This window comes from Bradyrhizobium manausense, assembly GCF_018129685.1.
GTDB lineage: Bacteria > Pseudomonadota > Alphaproteobacteria > Rhizobiales > Xanthobacteraceae > Bradyrhizobium > Bradyrhizobium manausense_D.
In genome coordinates this window covers 609,126-625,353 of record NZ_JAFCLG010000001.1, presented here as the reverse complement: position 1 = coordinate 625,353, position 16,228 = coordinate 609,126, and the positions used below count along the sequence as shown (strand labels likewise).

Below are 16,228 nucleotides of genomic sequence, written 5' to 3'. Positions count from 1 at the left end.
CGACCGATGCCGCGGGTGATAGCGGAATTCCGCGCGCGCAGCGACGGCAATCGCCGCGCGGCCCTCATGCAAAAAGCTCCGCTCAGGACGAGCGGAGCTTTCATGGCAGGCCACCGGCTGCGCGACATCAGCAAAATGCGTTTACGCTGGCGACAAACGCTAATGCGTTTGCGCCGATATCAACGGCCGAAGAACAGCCACAGCAGAATGATCACCGGAATCGGCACGCCCAGCAGCCACAACAATAATCCGCGTCCCATTGTTTTCTCCTCCAATTGCATTGTCGGAGGGCCAACGCCGGCCGCGGGAGCTTGTTCCTGCGGAAACGGCCTTACCAATGGCCGGTGTTGGGCATCGACGCCCACGGCTCGGCCGGCGCCTTCGGCTCGCCCTTCTGCAACAGCTCGATCGAGTGCAGATCGGGCGAGCGGACGAAGGCCATGTTGCCGTCGCGCGGCGGCCGGTTGATGGTGACGCCGGCCTTCATCAGCTTCTCGCAGGTGGCGTAGATGTCGTCGACCTCATAGGCGAGATGGCCGAAGAAGCGGTCCTCGCCATAGGTCTCCTCGTCCCAGTTGTAGGTGAGCTCGACCAGCGGCGCGCCGCGCGTCTTGGGCTGGTCTTCGAGCGCGTCGAGATCGTCCGACGCGCACAGGAACACGAGCGTGAAGCGCCCCTTGTCGTTCTCGATCCGCCGCACTTCCTTCAGCCCCAGCGCATCCTGGTAAAACTTCAGCGCGACATCGAGATTGCGCACGCGCAGCATGGTGTGGAGATATCGCATGGTTGTTGCTCCCTGATACGGATGGGGTTTTGCTTTGGGCCGGAACGGCGGGGGGAGAGATAGCAGGAAAGTCGGGGGAGGGGCAGGGGGACGTGAGGAAGGTTTGGCTTTGGCTTGATACGGACGAGGTCCACCCGATGTTCGACAGTTGGTTGCATTGAGACTTCGTTTGCTGCTCCGCCACATCGAACGCGCGAGCAATTGACGGGCCGGTTTCAGAAGCCTGCCAAGCCAGATCAGAGGCGTGTCGCCGATCTTCCCTAGAGTTCGCCGAGGGTTCCGTTGCGGCAAAATTTGTCTAAGCGGGAAAACTCGGCAACGGCGTCTGCGTTGTCAGACCAATGGGAGATGTCATAGGAGGAGAGGAAATGAGCAATTTCCCAATTTCCACTATATTCAGCGCCGGTCTGTTCGCGCTTCTCGTTTTTGGCTTGATCACATCGAACGTTTGGAAAAGCGAAGGCTTGGACGCAGCCCCTATTCGCAGAATGTGCGAAGCGCAAAACATAACCGATGTCCAAATTCACGAATGCACGATCAGGCAAAAAATGCAGGACGCCGTCGTGGCACGATTGAATCAAAGGTGAGCCCGGACTCGCGGTGACATGAGTTACAGCGCGCTCAATTCGCGCCTTCTCGTGGGCGATCGCGCCGTGCACATGCGCGTGAGGGTGGCCGTTGCGGGAAGTAAACCAGCCGGGCGCGACCGAAGCCGCAAGACCAGCAGGATGGCGACGAGTGCAATGGCATCGTAATGCGAAGGGCTAGTGATGTGCCTTAGGGGTGTATAAGCCTCGGTTGGCACGGACAGCATGAGCAAAAGCCTGTAGGGTCAGCGCTTATTTCAATCTAGGCGCCCATATGGCTACTTTTTTCAACGAACATTTCGGCGTAACGACCGACCAGGTCGACAACTACGGGGCTTTTAACGTCTCGCTGATCAATGACCTGCCATTGTTCATTGACCCTTTCTTGCTTTTCAACAGCAGCAAGCCGGAATACCAGAAACTACACGGCGAAATTCTGCGATACATGATTTTCCTGCGTGACAAAGTCACTGGGGGTGAAATCAGCCCCGACCTCGTCAAGTCGTGGTTCATGTTTCCAGAAGTGAAGCAAAACTGGTTGGGCTTCTCGCTCCATGGCAATGGCGGTAGCGGTCTGGGGAAGGATTTCGCCGAAGCCCTGATCCAAAATCTCGGCAAGCTATTTGCCGATTTCGGAGCAGAAAAGATCACCAAGAGCAGTCACATCGAAAGGTGTGCTTGATCCGTAGCGGTGTCGGCCGCGACATGATTAGCGATTTCACGACCAACCTACTGAAGGACTACCTCTGTCGGTATACGGAGAAGTTTGCCGTCGATCACATCGACGTCGGCCTTCGTAAGCGCCTTCCGATCAACAAGGCGCTCTTCAATTACGATACCGAAAATTGGGAGAGGGGAACCTACGACCTTCCACATGCCAACGGCGATTTCGTACTGCTTACGCCAAAGGACATGCTCACTCGGGATGAGAACTGGATCAATCGAACTGACATGATCCGCGATTTTGAAAGCATCCCCGTCGCGATCCCAGATGCAGAATTGCGCGGCCAGGTCTTCAATTACTTTGAGCGCTTGCTCGTAAGGCCGGCCCGAAAGCCGCTCTCCCAGAAAGAAAAGGACGAAGCCGCGATCAGGACGATCATGGAATTTCCTGACCTCATCGATTACTACATTAAAAACAAGGAAAATTCTGGCGACCAAGCCCGCTACATCAGCGCCGAGAAAGTCGGTGAGACCAAGCGCGCCTTTGAAACTCAGGTTAAAGAGCTGCAACTTGCTCTGGCGGAAAAGACCACCTTTTATAAGACCGGAAAATCAACGTACGAGGAGGCCCATCAACGCCTCGCATATCTAAAAGACGTGATTGAAAACAAAGGGGGCCACCGGATTTTCTATCACAAGAGTATAGCTGTACAGCGGGAAAGCGACCTCCAGATCATTTTCCGGTTTGTTTGGTTCGGATCTCCGTCAGAAGTGGGAACGGAAGCCAATGATGGGCGAGGGCCTGTCGACTACAAGATAGCCCGCGGTGCCAAGGACAAGACGCTTATTGAAATGAAACTCGCCAAAAACACCGCCCTGGAACGAAATCTGGAAAAGCAGCTTCCGATTTACCAGGCGGCCAGCGACGCCAAGCACGGCATCAAGGTCATTATCTACTTCTCTGAAGAAGAAAGATTGCGGGTCGATGCCATTTTGCGGAAGCTAAAAATTTTCGGTCACAAAGATATTGTTCTCATCGACGCACGGAACGACAACAAACCGTCCGGGTCTAAAGCTTAGAGCCCGTAGGGATGGGTTGAGCTCTTGCGAAACCCATCGCACTTGTTTCGTGGAAACGTCGCACCATAACCGCGGACCGGAGCAACTTCGTTCCAGGTGGAGGCCTCTTCACCGTCAGTCTGGCGGAGCGGAAGCTGACGTTGCTGACGGGTCATGTCGAGCTTACGGAGAGCGGCGATCGACAAAAGATGGGTTTCGCAAGAGCTCAACCCATCCTACGGGCTTACTTGCACTCAAAACTCGCCGCGCTCTCCGGATCGCCTTGGCCCTTGTACTGCGCATGTTGCGGATAGGCGCAGAGCGGGCGACTGCGGCCGGGAAAGGCTGGTCCTGTCGCGACCACCGCATCGGGCGCTTTGCCGTCTTCGACCCAATTCACGACCGCGCTGAGGAGATCGAAACGATCGAGCGTTGCGCCGCTCGAGCAGTGACCCATGCCGGGCACCAGGAAGGCCCGGCTCGATTTCTCGCGCACCATCTCCATGCCGCCGGACTCCGCCGCCATGCGCTCGTAGTAATTCACGGTGTCGTTAGCCGAGAACCAGGGGTCGCTGACACCGTGGTAGAACAGCAGCTTGCCGCCATGGCCGAAATAGCTCGATAGGTTGGTCCAGTAGGCGGTGTTGGTGAGGCGTTCCAACCCGCTGGCGTTGACGCGGTCTTCGAGTTGATCGACGTCGATGCTTTCCCAAACGGGCGGTCCGACCGGACTGCGCGCGCCCGTGGTGAGGATGCCGGGAATGGCAACGCCTTCGGCTGCCACGCCGCTGTCCCACGGGAACGGCGGGTAGACCTGCGTGCCGCGTGAATTCTTCGGTCCGGCAAAAGCCTTTTTCAGCGCCTCGACCCGCGGCGGCGCCAGGCAGGACTCCGTTTTGCCATCCTTGATGTCGCCGGTGCAGGCGAGGACCGCGGGATCGAATTGACAGGCCTTGCCGTCGAAGATCAGGCCATCCTTGACGCCGTCCTTGGCGTCGCAGGCATCGAGGATCGCGTTCGTGATCAGCTTGCGCTCATCAGCCGAAAACGTCCTGGCGGGCTCCGGCTTGCCGGACGCATCTTTCGGCGCGATCTGGCTGAAGGCCGCGTTGGCCCAGGCGAGACCGATATTGGAGTTGCCGGTGCGCATCGCAGGCGCGCCGGCGACGATGCCGTCGAATTGTTCGGGGTAGCGCGCCGACGCCAGCATGCCCTCGCGGCCCCCGGTCGAGCATCCCGTGAAATAGGAACGCTTTGCCGGCTGGCCATAGTAATGCGCGACGATCGCCTTGGCTGATATCGTCACCTTGCCGACGGAAGCATTAGCGAAGTCGAGCGCGGCTTCCTGGTCCTTCAGGAACGAGGCATCGAACACCGCGCCCTGATGACCGCTATCGGTCGAAACAACGGCGAAGCCGCGCGCCAGCGCCGGCACCTCGCCGGCCGCCTGGTAACCCAGCGGCGGCCGGATCGAGCCGTTCAAGCCGCCGCCACCCTGAAACAAGAACCGGCCGTTCCAGCGCTCGGGCAGGGCGACGGCAAAGCCGATCGCGTAAGGTTTGCCCTCGACGCCCACGCGCTGATCGATCACGCCATCCGCGCGGCAGTGCGGCGGCAGCGCCACCGATATTGTGGCCGGCGAGGGCGGTGACGGCTGCACGGTCCCCGGAGGCGCCTCCGGCACCAGCTCGGCCTTGGTGACAGATGCCGTCGATCCCGGCATCGTCCAGCCGGTCAAGTCAGCGCATTTGAGCGCGGGTGGTATGTTGGCTGAATCCTCGGCGCTTGCCGGCGAGATCGCAATGAGCGTGATGGCCGCGACCAGAGCCAGGCAAGCCATCGCACCATCAAGCGCCACATGTCCTTTTTGCTGCATCGTTCTTCCCTGGCATTTTCTGAATTTTATTGCGGTGCACGTCACCCACGCTTGCCGCCGGACGACTGAAACCATCTTGTCTTGTTCGCAAGGTGCAGTCCAGCGGCGCAGGCTTTCAACCGCTCACGCCGTTCGCCCTTGCCCTTGAAGTCGATCGAACGATACTGGCCGGACGTACCAGCTCTCGACGGCGCCTGGCTCGCTCACGCCTCTACGCTTCTCATCGATGCGCCCGACAGCCACGAACACACCGCGGCTGGTATTCCTCCGACAAGGCCAACCATCAGGATTGGCCACAAGTCGTTTGATCCTCCCCACATGAAGAGCGCGATCAAGTCTGCGGTGAGTGCCGCGGTCACTCCCGTTCCCACAACCCGCAGACGGGCAGGCTTGGCGGAAAGCGCCCAGTCGAGCCAAGCCAGCAGCAGGGCAGGAATGACCGCGATCGCGTACGCCATTTGGAAAGACGATGAATCCATCAGTCTGAAATCGTGATGCGCGATCATGTCCGGGGCGTTGAAAACGACCAACGCCAGAGGTGGAAAGAGAGCCGAGAAAATGAGAATGCGCTTCATGCCACCATGTCCCAAACCTTTTGGTCGGTCTTGGAGGCGTCCTCGTTCATCTTCCGGAGCCGCAAGGCAGCGCGAGTGGCCCGCTACTTCACCAGCGTTTCGCCGCGACGCGCTCGCTTGGCTGCCCGTCCGCGGTTGATGAACTGGACGCCGATGAATTCGCCATTGATCCAGGCGAGCTCGCAGTGCCGGTAGGCGAGGCCGATGGGGGACAGCACCAGGAAAAATTCCCTCTGGCCGATCTCGGTCACCGCGCCGTCGAGCACCAGCTTCGCTCCCGTTTCGGAGACGTCGTGGATCTTGCAGGCGCGCTGCCATGTGCCGTCGATCGCCATGACGCGCGCGTCGATGGGCCGTTCGAACGCGACGCGCTTGTCGTTGCGTAGCTCTCCCTCACTCATCGAGCACTCCGCTGATGGGCATCCAAGAGGGCAGCCAGGATAGGGCAAGAAGCTTGATCTTCGGTGAACGGAGCGGCGCAGACCTTGAAATCGTGAAAAAGCATGATGTGTTTTGGTTGAATCGATGCGAACCGAGAGCTCAGAGCACCTCTCCCCGTCGGGGAGAGGTGATCCCCGGACGCCGATCGAACCTCACTCCATTGCGCTTCAGGTCCGGCCTGCCGACCGGTGGGCTCGTCGACGGCGCCTCCAGATGGCGAGGATGCGGAAAGAAAGCTGAAACTCCTGAGCGATAGGGTTGTTGGCCGCAACCTCCTGGAGAGATGGCATGGACCCCGGTCAGTACATCATGGCCTTTGTGCTTTTGGCGATCTGGTACGGTTATGCCTACTGGCCCTTCGTGTTGTTGTGGATCGTGGCGTGCCTGATCGTGGTGGTCCTGGTAGGGGCACGCAAGAACAGCAGCAAGAATTGAGCAGATCCTCGGCTGCGGAGGCCTGGGTTTTCGACTGGCTCGGCGCGGCTCAATCGCGCTCATCAAGCCGGGCATTCCGGATCACCGTTCGTCGCGACCATCTTCGCGCCACGTGGGCCCGAGGCGAGGAGATGGTCCCTGAACCCCTTGACGGGGCGGGGCGACTAAAAAGGCAAATCAAGATCCGGCGGGATCGGCATGAAGCGCTGGCTGCGAAGGCTTGGAAGGATTGCGTGGGTCGCAGCGCTTTGCGGCACGACCGGCTGGCTTGCGCTCGTCACCATCTCTCCGCATGAGCCTGATGCCGCGCATCCTGTGCGCTACGTGTCCCGGCACGACATCAGGTACGTGAGCGAGGACATGAGCCTGGCCTTGCACCTTCTGTTTGGCGTGAACGTTACGCTGGTCCTGATTGCGGCGGGATGCCATTTCGCGACCAGGACGACGGAAGATGGAGCCTGGCCAGGCCGGATCGGCGAGCCCTAGGCCGGGCGTGAGGCCGGGCCGGCGGGCTGATGAACCGGGATGCGGCTGGAGGCGACGAATGCCGGGAAACGAGGGCATGTCGCCGTGAACTGCTTCAAACGATATCTGCTGAGCTGTCTGATCGCGATGGTCTTTTTCGCGGGCTTCGATGCCTACCGGAGCCCGGGGGACATGCATTTCGGGACCATCCTGGTCGCCTCGGCAAGCTGGCCCGTCTTCGCAGCGGTGGTCGTCGGAAGCACCATCGGCGATGTCGTGCATGACGCCAGGTATGGCAGGTATGGCAAGGCGGGATGAGCGGCGATGCTTGACGCCCTGTTCGGTTTCATCTTCGAGCTCGTCCTGAATGCCATCGGGACAGTCGTCGCCAAATTGTGCGGCGTTGAGGACGCCGCCGATTTCGCGCCTGTCGTCGTCGGTCTCGGCCTTATCGGGATCGGCGTCGCGGTCACAGTGTGGGGGCACTGACGGAGCGTGCGGAGCCAGGACGATTTCGCCAGCTCGTCAGCGCTCCGTCGTCGATTGGTCGTCGCCGCGGGAACGCTGGGACTGACTGGCAATCCAGGCTTCGGCGGCGCGTCGCGTCGCGAAGCTACCCACCAATTGTTCTGATGTCCCGTCCGGGAAGGTCTCCCGGATCACGAAGACCCCGCTCACGTGGACACACACGGCATACCGGCATGCGGGATCTGGAAGCATGTGCGTGTCCTGTGAAGGAGCGTCACGTGTTTCGAATCCTATGCCCGTATGGGTTGTGCAGCCTTGATGTAAATCATGATGATCCGCGCAAGTGCCATCGGAACGACGATGGCGCCGTGCAGTGGAGGCAGTCAGCGATCACGCCGCAATGCGCTGCTCGGCGGGGACCGCCAGATATTTCAGCACTTCGGCATGCTCGAGATCAGGCACCGCGATGGCGGTGTGGCTGTAGCTCGCATGTGTGCGCGATTTCGCGATTCCATCCAGGATCTCTTTGCCCTTGATGACGTGGAGACCCATGCCGTCTCCGGACGGAAAGATCGCCAGCACCACGTCGTAGGCTCTGATCACGGATTTGAGCGCCTCGGCCTTGTCTTCGGCGACATCGACAAAGACGCGGACATCGGCTGCGAGTTCTCGCAGCTCGTCAAAATTCAGCACTGTGGGGTACTCCAAACGCAACGATACTGACGAGGAGAGTGGCGGCGTTGGGTTACCAGAGTCTGAACAACGTGCACCAAGTTGGAAGTTTCACGACGAGGTGACTCATGGTGTGGAAAACCGCGCTTGCTGGAACAAGCGTGGCTCTCATACGCGACAACATTGCCGCCAGTGCAGCAATTTAGCCCAGGAAATGTGACGGAACTCAAGCAGAACTGCTGCTTGCGTTTTGGGCCTCAATGGGCTCTAAGCCCGGCTGCTTCGTGGCCGACAGGCGCGAACAGACGCGGCGCGCGTAGTTTTACCGCTTCCGGGACAAAGCTACACCGCAGCTCGCGCGCACCCCATTCAGAGGACAATCCAGACATGGCGAAGATGACCAAGACTCAATTGATCGATGCGATTGCCGAAGGCACGCAGCTTGCGAAGAACGACGTGAAGTCGGTCATCGAGTACATGGCAACGGTTGGCTACAAGGAGCTCAACGAGGCGGGCGAGTTTGTCATTCCCGGGTTCGTGAAGATGTCCGTGGTCAACAAGCCGGCGACCGAGGCCCGCATGGGCGTCAATCCCTTCACCAAGGAGCCGATGCAGTTTGCTGCAAAGCCGGCGAGCAAGTCGGTGAAGGCCTCGCCGTTGAAGGTTGCGAAGGACGCAGTCTGATCCAAGGGATCGCGCGGTCGCGCGCGCTTTTGCGGCGCCGAGCTGCGACATGCTGGTCTTCAAGAAGGGGAAAACCCCGCCTGGGGGAAGCGGGGTTTTCGGATGGGGGTGAAGCCTGGGGGAAGCTTCACTTATTAAGACGCGCCAGCGCCGGAAAAGTTCAGCGCGGATTTCGCGCATCGGCACCAGCTCCGAAAAGAAAAACCCCGCGCTTGCGCACGGGGCTCTCTTTGCCGACGGCGTTGGGATTTCAGCGCCTGGCCGCCGGCGGCCAGTTAACTTAAGGTTGAAAATCCAAAAAGCAACAGCGCCGCGGTGACGGAATATGTTCGTCAGGCGGCGCTGCCGTGTAACTGGGCGCTGAAATCCCCAGCCTCAATAGGTCTGTCGCGCGCTGCAAAGGTTCAACGCGACGCGCTCAAAAAGTCCGCGCGAGGGGCTGGACTTTTTGTTCTTATTTTGTTCTAGTCAATCACCGGCTTTGGAGGTGATTCATGACCGTGGAGAAACAGCGCGAAGTGATCCGACTCTGGAACCAGCTCAGGAGGGTGGAGGGCCCGGCTGCAGAAGAACTGCGCATCCAGATCCTGGAATGCTTTTCGGAGAAGGCGGCCACCAAGCGCGCGGCTGCCTGAGCGCGTTTGGCTTGAGGCGATGGCGACCTGATGTGAGGTGGTCTCGCTTCATCGATCGTTAGGAAATGCTTCCCATTGATTTGTACTGCTCCGATTCGTTCTTCCGGAACGAAATGGAGTCGGATGCAGAACAGGCCGCGTGTGTTCGGAGTCCGGCCTGGCTTCTGTATCAAAACGAGTCAGCGCGGGGCCTCGCATCATCGTCGCAACATGGCTCGCGCCTCGCCCGATATTCGATCGCGCCGATATTCGATCGCGCGCTCGTCGCGGTTTGCGGTTCGTTTGCATGCGAACGAATTATTAAGGTCTGCTGCGGATCGGTTTCGTCGATTCCGATTCGTTCTTCGCGAACGAAACGGAGGCGAAGCTGGAACAAACAAGGCGCCGAGGTCTGTGGCCTAATGCCTGCCGACGCAGGCTTCATCCCCGGCGCGATCATGCGTGCAAGCCGCACGGCCGCTCAAAGCGGCGAGGTGGGATCGAGCCGCCGGCCGAGCGTTGCAACTGACTCCGTGGACGGCGGCGATTTGAGGAACTCGGCGATGGCGTGGGCGAGCTCGCCGTCGCTCATCGGTGTCGGCGGCGGGCGCAGCGCGCCTGTGCCGAAGTTCCGGACGATCTCGTCGTAGTGCTGCGTGCTGGTTGTGGGAACGAGCCTGCGAATGCGGGCGAGCAAAGCGGATATCGGCAATCTTGTCTCCTCGGCCTCCGCCCCGCTGGCAGCCGTCGATGTCTGCTGCCATTCTTGTTCCCGCGAAACTGAAAACCCCGCCAGCACCGCGGAGATGCTGACGGGGTCTTCATGCGCTGCCTCACCCGGATGGCGGAGGCTCTCGCATGTTGAGGTTCAATCCAGCATTCCCGAAATCGTTCCCGCGGCGGCGAGATTATTTCTGCGCGGCTCGATTCCCTCCCAAGCGAACCATTGCGCGCGGCCCGCGTTACCCCTGCGACTTACGAAGGAGGAGATCATGAGAAGGACACTCGCAGTTCTGGCGACAGTCGCAGCCGTCGGCGTGACCGCGGTTGCCGCCCCCGCGCAGGCGCGCGGTATCGGCCCGGGTCTGGCGTTTGGTCTGGCCGCCGGTGCGATCACCGCGGGCGCAATCGCTGCGTCGCATCCTTACGGCTATTACGGACCGGGCTACGGCTATTACGATGGCCCGGCCTACTATGGCCCCGGCCCGTACGCCTACTATGGTGGGCCGTACTATCACCACCGCCGTCATTACTACTACCGCAGCTGGTAAGAGCTGAGGAATCGAAAAGCCCGGAGCGATGCTCCGGGCTTTTTTCGTTGGCGCACATTTTTTCGTTGGCGCACGTCGAGCGCGACGCGCTTACGGCCAGAGCGAGGGCCGTTCGACCTTGCGCGCGTTATCGAGCGTCGAGACGAAATACTCTTCGCGCTCGCGCTTGAATTTTTCCTGCGTGGCACGGAAGGCGGCGACACGGGCGGCGATCTCGTCGCGTTCGCGGATCTTGCGTTGTTCGTCTTCTGTCATGTCAAAATCCCCACTCCACTTGAGCATGTGTGCATTTCTGAACTCAAGCACTGCCGCCGCAATCACGTTGAGTCGCGTCAACACATGCATTTGCGCTTTTGATTGGGGCGTCAATGGGGAGGCGGCATTGCAGGAATGTGATAAGCGATGGCCGGAAAAAATTGCCGCCCGAATGCCGTCAATGACTTGCGCGGCGGTGGATAACAGCGTCGACAATCTTGTCGCTTGCAGATGTTGCAGCTAGCGCGAACGTGAATCGGGAGGCGGCGAGTGATTGCATCCGATCTTCAGAGCGGCGTCGAGCAGCTCGGCGAGATGATCGCGCGCGCCAAGACCATCGTGCCGTTCACCGGCGCCGGCATCTCCACCGAATGCGGCATTCCCGACTTCCGCTCGCCGGGGGGAATTTGGACCCGCAATCGTCCGATCCCGTTCGACGAGTTCGTCGCGAGCCAGTCAGCACGCGATGAATCCTGGCGGAGGCGTTTTGCGATGCAGGAGGTCTTCGCTGCAGCCAAGCCCGGCCGCGGCCACCGTGCGCTGGCGTCGCTGCATCGCGCCGGAAAGATTCCGGCCGTGATCACCCAGAACATCGACAATCTGCACCAAGCGTCGGGCTTCGCCGCCGACCGCGTGATTGAACTTCACGGCAATACCACTTTCGCGCGCTGCATCGGATGTGGGCAGGCCTACCCACTCGACTGGGTCAAGCAGCGGTTCGACAGGGACGGCGCCGCACCCAACTGCACCGCGTGCGACGAACCCGTGAAAACCGCAACGATCTCGTTCGGTCAGGCGATGCCCGAGGACGAAATGCAGCGCGCCGCCGAGCTGTCGCGGGCATGCGATCTCTTCATCGTGATCGGTTCCTCGCTGGTGGTTTGGCCGGCGGCGGGTTTTCCGATGATGGCGAAGGACGCAGGTGCACGTTTGGTGATCATCAATCGCGAGCCGACCGAGCAGGACGACATCGCCGACCTCGTCATTCACCATGACATCGGCGAAGCGCTCGGGCCCTTCGTCGCCAATTGAGGCATCAATTTGATTCGCGCCTGTGCAAGCTGTTCATAGGTTCCGGCGAATCTCTTTTTTGTCTATGCCTCGCAATCGGGAGTGTTATCTTTTGATTCGAAAGATTCGCGTCGCGTCGAACTGAGAACATTCTCTTAAGACGCGTGATTCGAGCGCCGCCAATGTGGCGGGTTGCATGGCATGTGTGGGGTCCGGGGTTATGGGGTCGTCGGACGGATTTGAGTCCAAAAAGCTGGGAGTTCCCGCGTCGGGCGAGCACGGCGCCGGACGCGACAGTGCTCTCAGTCCCTTCACCGGGTTAGGTGAGGGCAGCGCCAACCTCGTCGAGGTTCATGGCGTCATCAAATGGTTCGACGCCTCAAAGGGCTACGGTTTCATCGTTCCCGACAATGGATGGCCCGACGTGCTCCTGCACGTTACCGTGCTTAGGCGCGACGGCTTCCAGACGGCTTACGAGGGGGCCCGTATCGTCGTCGAGTGCATCCAGCGCGCCAAAGGCTACCAGGCCTTCCGCGTCGTCTCGATGGACGAGTCGACCGCAATCCATCCGGCGCAGATGCTGCCGCCGCGCACCCACGTCACGGTCACCGCGACCAGCGGGCTCGAACGGGCCCAGGTCAAATGGTTCAACCGGCTGCGTGGCTTTGGCTTCCTGACCTGCGGCGAGGGCACGCCGGACATCTTCGTGCATATGGAGACGCTGCGCCGCTTCGGCATGACCGAGCTGCGGCCGGGCCAGTATGTGCTGGTCCGCTTTGGGCCCGGTTCCAAAGGCATGATGGCCGCCGAGATCCATCCGGAGACCGGCTCGCCGGGGCTCCAGTCGCACTAGCAGCCACTACACCTCGTCGTATTCGTGAGCAGAAGCGCGCGGCCCCGGGGTCGCGCGCTTCTGGCTTTTGTCATAATGGCCGCGTAAGGATGCCGCAGTCCCAGGCCGTCAGGCCCAGTCCGTCGCCGTCAGGCACTTTGAGCGCAGTCCGAGAATCCTGTCATGAGCTTTGAATGTAAGGCCGCCCGGTCCGTTGCCCGGGGCTGGCTTGCCGCCATCCTCGTCGTCGCCGGCCTCGCCGTTGCAGCCGTGTCCGTTCACGCAGCCAGCTTCCAGCCGCTCGAGATCGTCACCAAGAATGGCGTGCAGGTGTTCTCGGTGGAGATGGCGACCACGGAAGATGAGAAGCAGACCGGACTGATGTACCGCAAGGAACTCGCGGACGGCAAAGGCATGCTGTTCGACTTCAATCCCGAGCAGGAAGTCTCGATGTGGATGAAGAATACTTACGTCTCGCTTGATATGATCTTCATTGGCGCGGACGGCCGCATCCTGCGCATTGCCGAGAATACCGAACCGCTGTCCACCAAGATCATCTCATCGAAGGGGCCGGCCCGGGCCGTCCTGGAGGTCGTGGCCGGAACCGCCCAGAAATACGGCATCCGCCCGGGTGACCGCGTTGGCCATCCCCTGTTTGGCAACAAATAGGTCCAAATGGTGCTGCCCGGCCGCCTAGCGAGCGGCTGAACGCGCTTGATGGCCCTCCTGGAAGCGTGTATCGACGGGGCTCGCCGGACATTCGGGGTATAGCGCAGCCTGGTAGCGCGGCAGTTTTGGGTACTGCAGGTCGTTGGTTCGAATCCAGCTGCCCCGACCAGTCCCGACGTTGAATCTCCTACATTTTTCCCCTGTGATTCTGACGTGATTCCGACACGCGGTTCTTACGCCGTTCGCCGGACGACGCTGGCGATCTCGATCCTGCGGACGGGATCGTCAAGCGCCGAGGCGAGGATCTTTTGCTCGTGGCCAGCTCTGCCCTCAAGCCGATCGGCGAGGCGTGAGAGACCAGCGATAGCTTAAGAGCGATCAGTTCGACGCGTACCAGCCCGCCGGGAACGGCAGCAGCGGCCAGACGGAATAGTTGTCGTTGGCGGCTTTGCTGGCCGCCTTGGGTGACGTGTCGGCGATCGGCTTGGCCGGTGGAGGCGAAACGATCGCCAATTGCAAATATGCACACTGCAAATTCATCATCATCAACCTGCGCAGTCAGTCGTTTTGAAAATTCAGTCCAAGCTCGAAATCGGCACGTGCGCGCTCGGCAAACGGCGCGCTCAGTTCTCAAATTGCGCAAGCATCCTAGGAAGAACAGGCAGACGTTTCAACCGGCAACGGGCTGATCTGCACATAAGTAAGGTTGATCGGTGAGGTTAAAGACGAGCCGTCGTTGCGGCCGGTTTGACGACTGGTATCAAATCGTTCCAGGCACGCGACGACCCTCCACCAGCGGCTCACACGAGATCACATTCGTCGCGGCGTTTCGTTTCGCGCGAGTTGTCCGTCATGGCTATCGATCTCACCACGAAAGCACCCCGCCAACGGTCGAACTGGACCGAGATCTGGCATCTCTGGACCGTGATCCTACCGCGCCGCTCGATCAATGGGCAGCTCGTATACGGCAAGGTCTGGCGCCGTCACGACGGCCGCACCTGGATCTACAAGAAGTTCACCGAATACGACGGTGAGGCGGCGGCCTGAGCCCGCTAACCAGCGTGCCGCTCGCCCACGCCCGCTCCCGGCGCCTGGACGCGCGGCAGCGGCAGTTTGAAGTGACGCTTTGCATAGGCGACGATCTCGTTGTCCGAGGGATGATCAGCCGCTTCCACCGCGGCAATCCGCTTCGCGAGATCGGGCGCATGAGCGCGAATATGGCTGGCGAGCTCGGTCTTCGCGTTCGCCGGGCCGATGATGAGGATCTCGCCAGCATCGGCGAGGGCCTTCGTCACCTCGGCCAAGAATGTTTTGTCCGGCGCGGCGTGGCCGCTCCCGATCGTGTTGGCCTTGTGGTGAAGATGCCGTGTCGCCAGGTGTGGGTGCAACGTGACTTCGTCGGACCCGCTCAGGCCGAGATGAAAGATCCGAGCCTGCGAATGATCGATCCAGACCACGGCGTGAAAATGTGAGGGCATGTGCTTGGGCCTTGTCCGAGGGGAGGCCACCGGCATTGCGGCGGCGCATGTCTCGACACTAGGCCGATCGGCGCCGCCCTTGGTTGACGCAGGTCAATCCGATTCAGAACCGCACACGTCGATTGAAAGGGAACGCTCGCCCGAAAAAGCGAGCGTTCCGCAGCTCACGCAGCCTTTGCGGCCGGGGCGGCCGCGGGCTTTGCCGGCGGCGGCTTCAACGGTTTGTCCTGCCGCTTCGACCAGGAGATGTAGTAGGCGACCGTCGTCATGATCGCGATGCCGGCGATGGAGACGAAGAGCTGCGCGAACAGCGAGCCCGAGCTCATCGACAGCTCGAAATGGCCGACAAAGGACAGGAACACGCCGACGCAGAATACGGCGAGCGATTGCTGGCCGCACACGATCACCGGATCGAAGACCTTCCACTCGAGGCCCGGCCAGTCCTTCGGCAGGAAGCGGATCACCAGGATCACGATCACGACGAAGTGGATGAAGCGGTAGGGCGCAAGGTTGGTCTTGTCGTTCGGATTGAAGGCCGAGAACAGCCATTCCGGCATCATGCCGCCGAGGGTCGGGAAGCGGCCCGCCATCGTCATCACCAGTGCGAACGCCAGATAGGCGAAGCAGAGCCACAGCGTGATCGGCGAGTTGATCAGCTTGCCCGAGCGACGCGCACCGCCCATCGCGCACCAGGCGCCGAACACGAACAGCACCTGCCAGCAATAGGGGTTGAAATACCACTGGCCGGCCGGGTAGGCGTTCAGGTTCAGGCCGAAGTGACGCGCGGTCAGCCAGAGAATGATGGACAGCGCCATCGTGAGATCCGGCTTGCGCAGCATGAACCACAGCACCGGCGGAAACAGGCCCATCAGCACGATGTAGAGTGGGAGCACGTCGAGATTGAGCGGCTTGAAGCGCAGGAACAGGCCCTGGCGCAGCGTCTCGGTGGCGTTGTCGACGAGGCCGGCGACGTTGAACTCGTTGATCATCTCGGAATCGCCGAAGCGCAGCGCCAGATAGCTGATCGAGGCGATGTAGATCACGAACAGGATGATGTGGGCGACGTAGAGCTGCCAGACCCGCTTGGTCAGGCGGGTGGCGCCGACGATGAAGCCACGCTCCAGCATCATCCGGGCGTAAACGAACGAGGCGGTGTAGCCGGAGATGAAGACGAACAGGTCGGCGGCGTCGGAGAAGCCGTAATTGCGCGTCGTGATCCAGTTCACGACGTTGTCGGGGATGTGGTCGAGGAAGATCGCCCAGTTGGCGATGCCGCGAAACAGGTCGAGCCTGAGGTCACGGCCCTTTTCGGGGAGCGTGGCATTGATGTTCAGGAAGGCCATGCGACGGGAGCTCTCGAAGGGGACGGACACGCTGAAGCCGGCGAGG

At 60.7% G+C, this 16,228-nt stretch carries 24 protein-coding genes, 1 tRNA gene and 1 pseudogene; 15 read left to right on the top strand and 11 right to left on the bottom strand.

Annotated elements, in window-relative coordinates; all coding sequences use genetic code 11:
- Nucleotides 1-331: 331 nt before the first annotated feature.
- Nucleotides 332-784 (bottom strand): VOC family protein, encoded by a 453-nt coding sequence (locus JQ621_RS03020; protein ID WP_212232918.1) that lies wholly within the window; start codon nucleotides 782-784, stop codon nucleotides 332-334.
- A 368-nt stretch (nucleotides 785-1,152) separates the two neighbouring features.
- Here JQ621_RS03020 and JQ621_RS03015 point away from each other — a divergent pair, with 368 nt between their 5' ends.
- The 3 genes from JQ621_RS03015 (at nucleotide 1,153) to JQ621_RS03010 (ending at nucleotide 3,114) form a co-directional block, all read left to right on the top strand.
- Nucleotides 1,153-1,371 carry a hypothetical protein gene (locus tag JQ621_RS03015; protein ID WP_212232917.1) on the top strand — a complete coding sequence of 73 codons (219 nt, stop codon included), beginning with the start codon at nucleotides 1,153-1,155 and terminating at the stop codon, nucleotides 1,369-1,371.
- Between the two features lie 274 nt (nucleotides 1,372-1,645).
- Entirely contained in the window at nucleotides 1,646-2,053 is a 408-nt protein-coding gene (locus JQ621_RS35290; RefSeq protein WP_249124617.1) for a hypothetical protein, read from the top strand.
- Entirely contained in the window at nucleotides 2,050-3,114 is a 1,065-nt protein-coding gene (locus tag JQ621_RS03010; RefSeq protein WP_249124616.1) for a hypothetical protein, read from the top strand. The genes JQ621_RS35290 and JQ621_RS03010 overlap by 4 nt, the downstream gene beginning before the upstream one ends.
- 223 nt (nucleotides 3,115-3,337) lie before the next feature.
- On the opposite strand, the gene JQ621_RS35970 is transcribed toward JQ621_RS03010, so the two are convergent.
- From JQ621_RS35970 to JQ621_RS02995, 4 genes and pseudogenes are all read right to left on the bottom strand, one after another.
- Nucleotides 3,338-3,877 carry a tannase/feruloyl esterase family alpha/beta hydrolase gene (locus JQ621_RS35970; protein ID WP_409334190.1) on the bottom strand — a complete coding sequence of 180 codons (540 nt, stop codon included), beginning with the start codon at nucleotides 3,875-3,877 and terminating at the stop codon, nucleotides 3,338-3,340.
- A gap of 6 nt (nucleotides 3,878-3,883) precedes the next feature.
- Nucleotides 3,884-4,816, bottom strand: a pseudogene (locus tag JQ621_RS35965) (tannase/feruloyl esterase family alpha/beta hydrolase); the annotation flags it as partial.
- 356 nt (nucleotides 4,817-5,172) lie between these two features.
- Nucleotides 5,173-5,544 (bottom strand): hypothetical protein, encoded by a 372-nt coding sequence (locus tag JQ621_RS03000; protein WP_212232915.1) that lies wholly within the window; start codon nucleotides 5,542-5,544, stop codon nucleotides 5,173-5,175.
- An 83-nt stretch (nucleotides 5,545-5,627) separates the two neighbouring features.
- Nucleotides 5,628-5,945, bottom strand: coding sequence for a PilZ domain-containing protein (locus JQ621_RS02995; RefSeq protein ID WP_212232914.1), 318 nt, complete (start codon nucleotides 5,943-5,945; stop codon nucleotides 5,628-5,630).
- Nucleotides 5,946-6,273: 328 nt separating this feature from the next.
- Between JQ621_RS02995 and JQ621_RS02990 the strand changes: the two genes are divergently transcribed.
- The 4 genes from JQ621_RS02990 to JQ621_RS02975 all read left to right on the top strand — a co-directional run bounded on the left by JQ621_RS02990 (nucleotide 6,274) and on the right by JQ621_RS02975 (nucleotide 7,374).
- Complete coding sequence (locus tag JQ621_RS02990; protein ID WP_212232913.1) at nucleotides 6,274-6,420, top strand: hypothetical protein; 147 nt, start codon at nucleotides 6,274-6,276, stop codon at nucleotides 6,418-6,420.
- A gap of 198 nt (nucleotides 6,421-6,618) precedes the next feature.
- Nucleotides 6,619-6,906, top strand: a complete 288-nt coding sequence (locus JQ621_RS02985; protein ID WP_212232912.1) for a hypothetical protein — start codon at nucleotides 6,619-6,621, stop codon at nucleotides 6,904-6,906.
- An 84-nt stretch (nucleotides 6,907-6,990) separates the two neighbouring features.
- Nucleotides 6,991-7,203 carry a hypothetical protein gene (locus JQ621_RS02980; protein ID WP_212232911.1) on the top strand — a complete coding sequence of 71 codons (213 nt, stop codon included), beginning with the start codon at nucleotides 6,991-6,993 and terminating at the stop codon, nucleotides 7,201-7,203.
- Between the two features lie 6 nt (nucleotides 7,204-7,209).
- Nucleotides 7,210-7,374 (top strand): hypothetical protein, encoded by a 165-nt coding sequence (locus JQ621_RS02975; protein ID WP_212232910.1) that lies wholly within the window; start codon nucleotides 7,210-7,212, stop codon nucleotides 7,372-7,374.
- A 369-nt stretch (nucleotides 7,375-7,743) separates the two neighbouring features.
- Here JQ621_RS02975 and JQ621_RS02970 read toward each other — a convergent pair whose 3' ends face one another.
- Nucleotides 7,744-8,046 (bottom strand): hypothetical protein, encoded by a 303-nt coding sequence (locus JQ621_RS02970; protein WP_212232909.1) that lies wholly within the window; start codon nucleotides 8,044-8,046, stop codon nucleotides 7,744-7,746.
- Nucleotides 8,047-8,412: 366 nt separating this feature from the next.
- Between JQ621_RS02970 and JQ621_RS02965 the strand changes: the two genes are divergently transcribed.
- Both JQ621_RS02965 and JQ621_RS02960 read left to right on the top strand, forming a co-directional pair.
- A complete protein-coding gene (locus JQ621_RS02965; RefSeq protein ID WP_194476012.1) occupies nucleotides 8,413-8,709 on the top strand; it encodes an HU family DNA-binding protein in 297 nt (98 codons plus the stop codon).
- Between the two features lie 494 nt (nucleotides 8,710-9,203).
- Nucleotides 9,204-9,344, top strand: coding sequence for a hypothetical protein (locus tag JQ621_RS02960; RefSeq protein ID WP_212232908.1), 141 nt, complete (start codon nucleotides 9,204-9,206; stop codon nucleotides 9,342-9,344).
- 460 nt (nucleotides 9,345-9,804) lie between these two features.
- On the opposite strand, the gene JQ621_RS02955 is transcribed toward JQ621_RS02960, so the two are convergent.
- Nucleotides 9,805-10,035: a hypothetical protein gene (locus JQ621_RS02955; RefSeq protein ID WP_212232907.1), complete on the bottom strand. Its 231-nt coding sequence runs from the start codon at nucleotides 10,033-10,035 to the stop codon at nucleotides 9,805-9,807.
- A 280-nt stretch (nucleotides 10,036-10,315) separates the two neighbouring features.
- On the opposite strand from JQ621_RS02955, the gene JQ621_RS02950 reads away from it, so the two are divergent.
- Complete coding sequence (locus tag JQ621_RS02950; RefSeq protein WP_212232906.1) at nucleotides 10,316-10,594, top strand: hypothetical protein; 279 nt, start codon at nucleotides 10,316-10,318, stop codon at nucleotides 10,592-10,594.
- Nucleotides 10,595-10,684: 90 nt separating this feature from the next.
- Here the strand turns inward: JQ621_RS02950 and JQ621_RS02945 are convergent, their stop codons facing one another.
- The gene (locus tag JQ621_RS02945; protein ID WP_212233841.1) at nucleotides 10,685-11,065 is read right to left on the bottom strand and encodes a hypothetical protein; all 381 of its coding nucleotides are present in this window, start codon (nucleotides 11,063-11,065) and stop codon (nucleotides 10,685-10,687) included.
- Between the two features lie 54 nt (nucleotides 11,066-11,119).
- Here JQ621_RS02945 and JQ621_RS02940 point away from each other — a divergent pair, with 54 nt between their 5' ends.
- The 4 genes from JQ621_RS02940 (at nucleotide 11,120) to JQ621_RS02925 (ending at nucleotide 13,530) form a co-directional block, all read left to right on the top strand.
- Nucleotides 11,120-11,881: an SIR2 family NAD-dependent protein deacylase gene (locus JQ621_RS02940; RefSeq protein WP_212232905.1), complete on the top strand. Its 762-nt coding sequence runs from the start codon at nucleotides 11,120-11,122 to the stop codon at nucleotides 11,879-11,881.
- A gap of 199 nt (nucleotides 11,882-12,080) precedes the next feature.
- A complete protein-coding gene (locus JQ621_RS02935; protein WP_177243663.1) occupies nucleotides 12,081-12,713 on the top strand; it encodes a cold-shock protein in 633 nt (210 codons plus the stop codon).
- 162 nt (nucleotides 12,714-12,875) lie between these two features.
- Nucleotides 12,876-13,361 carry a DUF192 domain-containing protein gene (locus tag JQ621_RS02930; protein WP_212232904.1) on the top strand — a complete coding sequence of 162 codons (486 nt, stop codon included), beginning with the start codon at nucleotides 12,876-12,878 and terminating at the stop codon, nucleotides 13,359-13,361.
- A gap of 92 nt (nucleotides 13,362-13,453) precedes the next feature.
- Nucleotides 13,454-13,530, top strand: a tRNA-Pro gene (locus JQ621_RS02925).
- Between the two features lie 209 nt (nucleotides 13,531-13,739).
- On the opposite strand, the gene JQ621_RS02920 is transcribed toward JQ621_RS02925, so the two are convergent.
- The gene (locus JQ621_RS02920; RefSeq protein ID WP_212233840.1) at nucleotides 13,740-13,910 is read right to left on the bottom strand and encodes a hypothetical protein; all 171 of its coding nucleotides are present in this window, start codon (nucleotides 13,908-13,910) and stop codon (nucleotides 13,740-13,742) included.
- A gap of 303 nt (nucleotides 13,911-14,213) precedes the next feature.
- Between JQ621_RS02920 and JQ621_RS02915 the strand changes: the two genes are divergently transcribed.
- A complete protein-coding gene (locus JQ621_RS02915) occupies nucleotides 14,214-14,408 on the top strand; it encodes a hypothetical protein (RefSeq protein ID WP_212232903.1) in 195 nt (64 codons plus the stop codon).
- A 5-nt stretch (nucleotides 14,409-14,413) separates the two neighbouring features.
- Here JQ621_RS02915 and JQ621_RS02910 read toward each other — a convergent pair whose 3' ends face one another.
- Complete coding sequence (locus JQ621_RS02910; protein ID WP_212233784.1) at nucleotides 14,414-14,839, bottom strand: translational machinery protein; 426 nt, start codon at nucleotides 14,837-14,839, stop codon at nucleotides 14,414-14,416.
- Between the two features lie 164 nt (nucleotides 14,840-15,003).
- The gene (locus tag JQ621_RS02905; RefSeq protein WP_212232902.1) at nucleotides 15,004-16,182 is read right to left on the bottom strand and encodes an OpgC domain-containing protein; all 1,179 of its coding nucleotides are present in this window, start codon (nucleotides 16,180-16,182) and stop codon (nucleotides 15,004-15,006) included.
- Nucleotides 16,183-16,228: the final 46 nt, after the last annotated feature.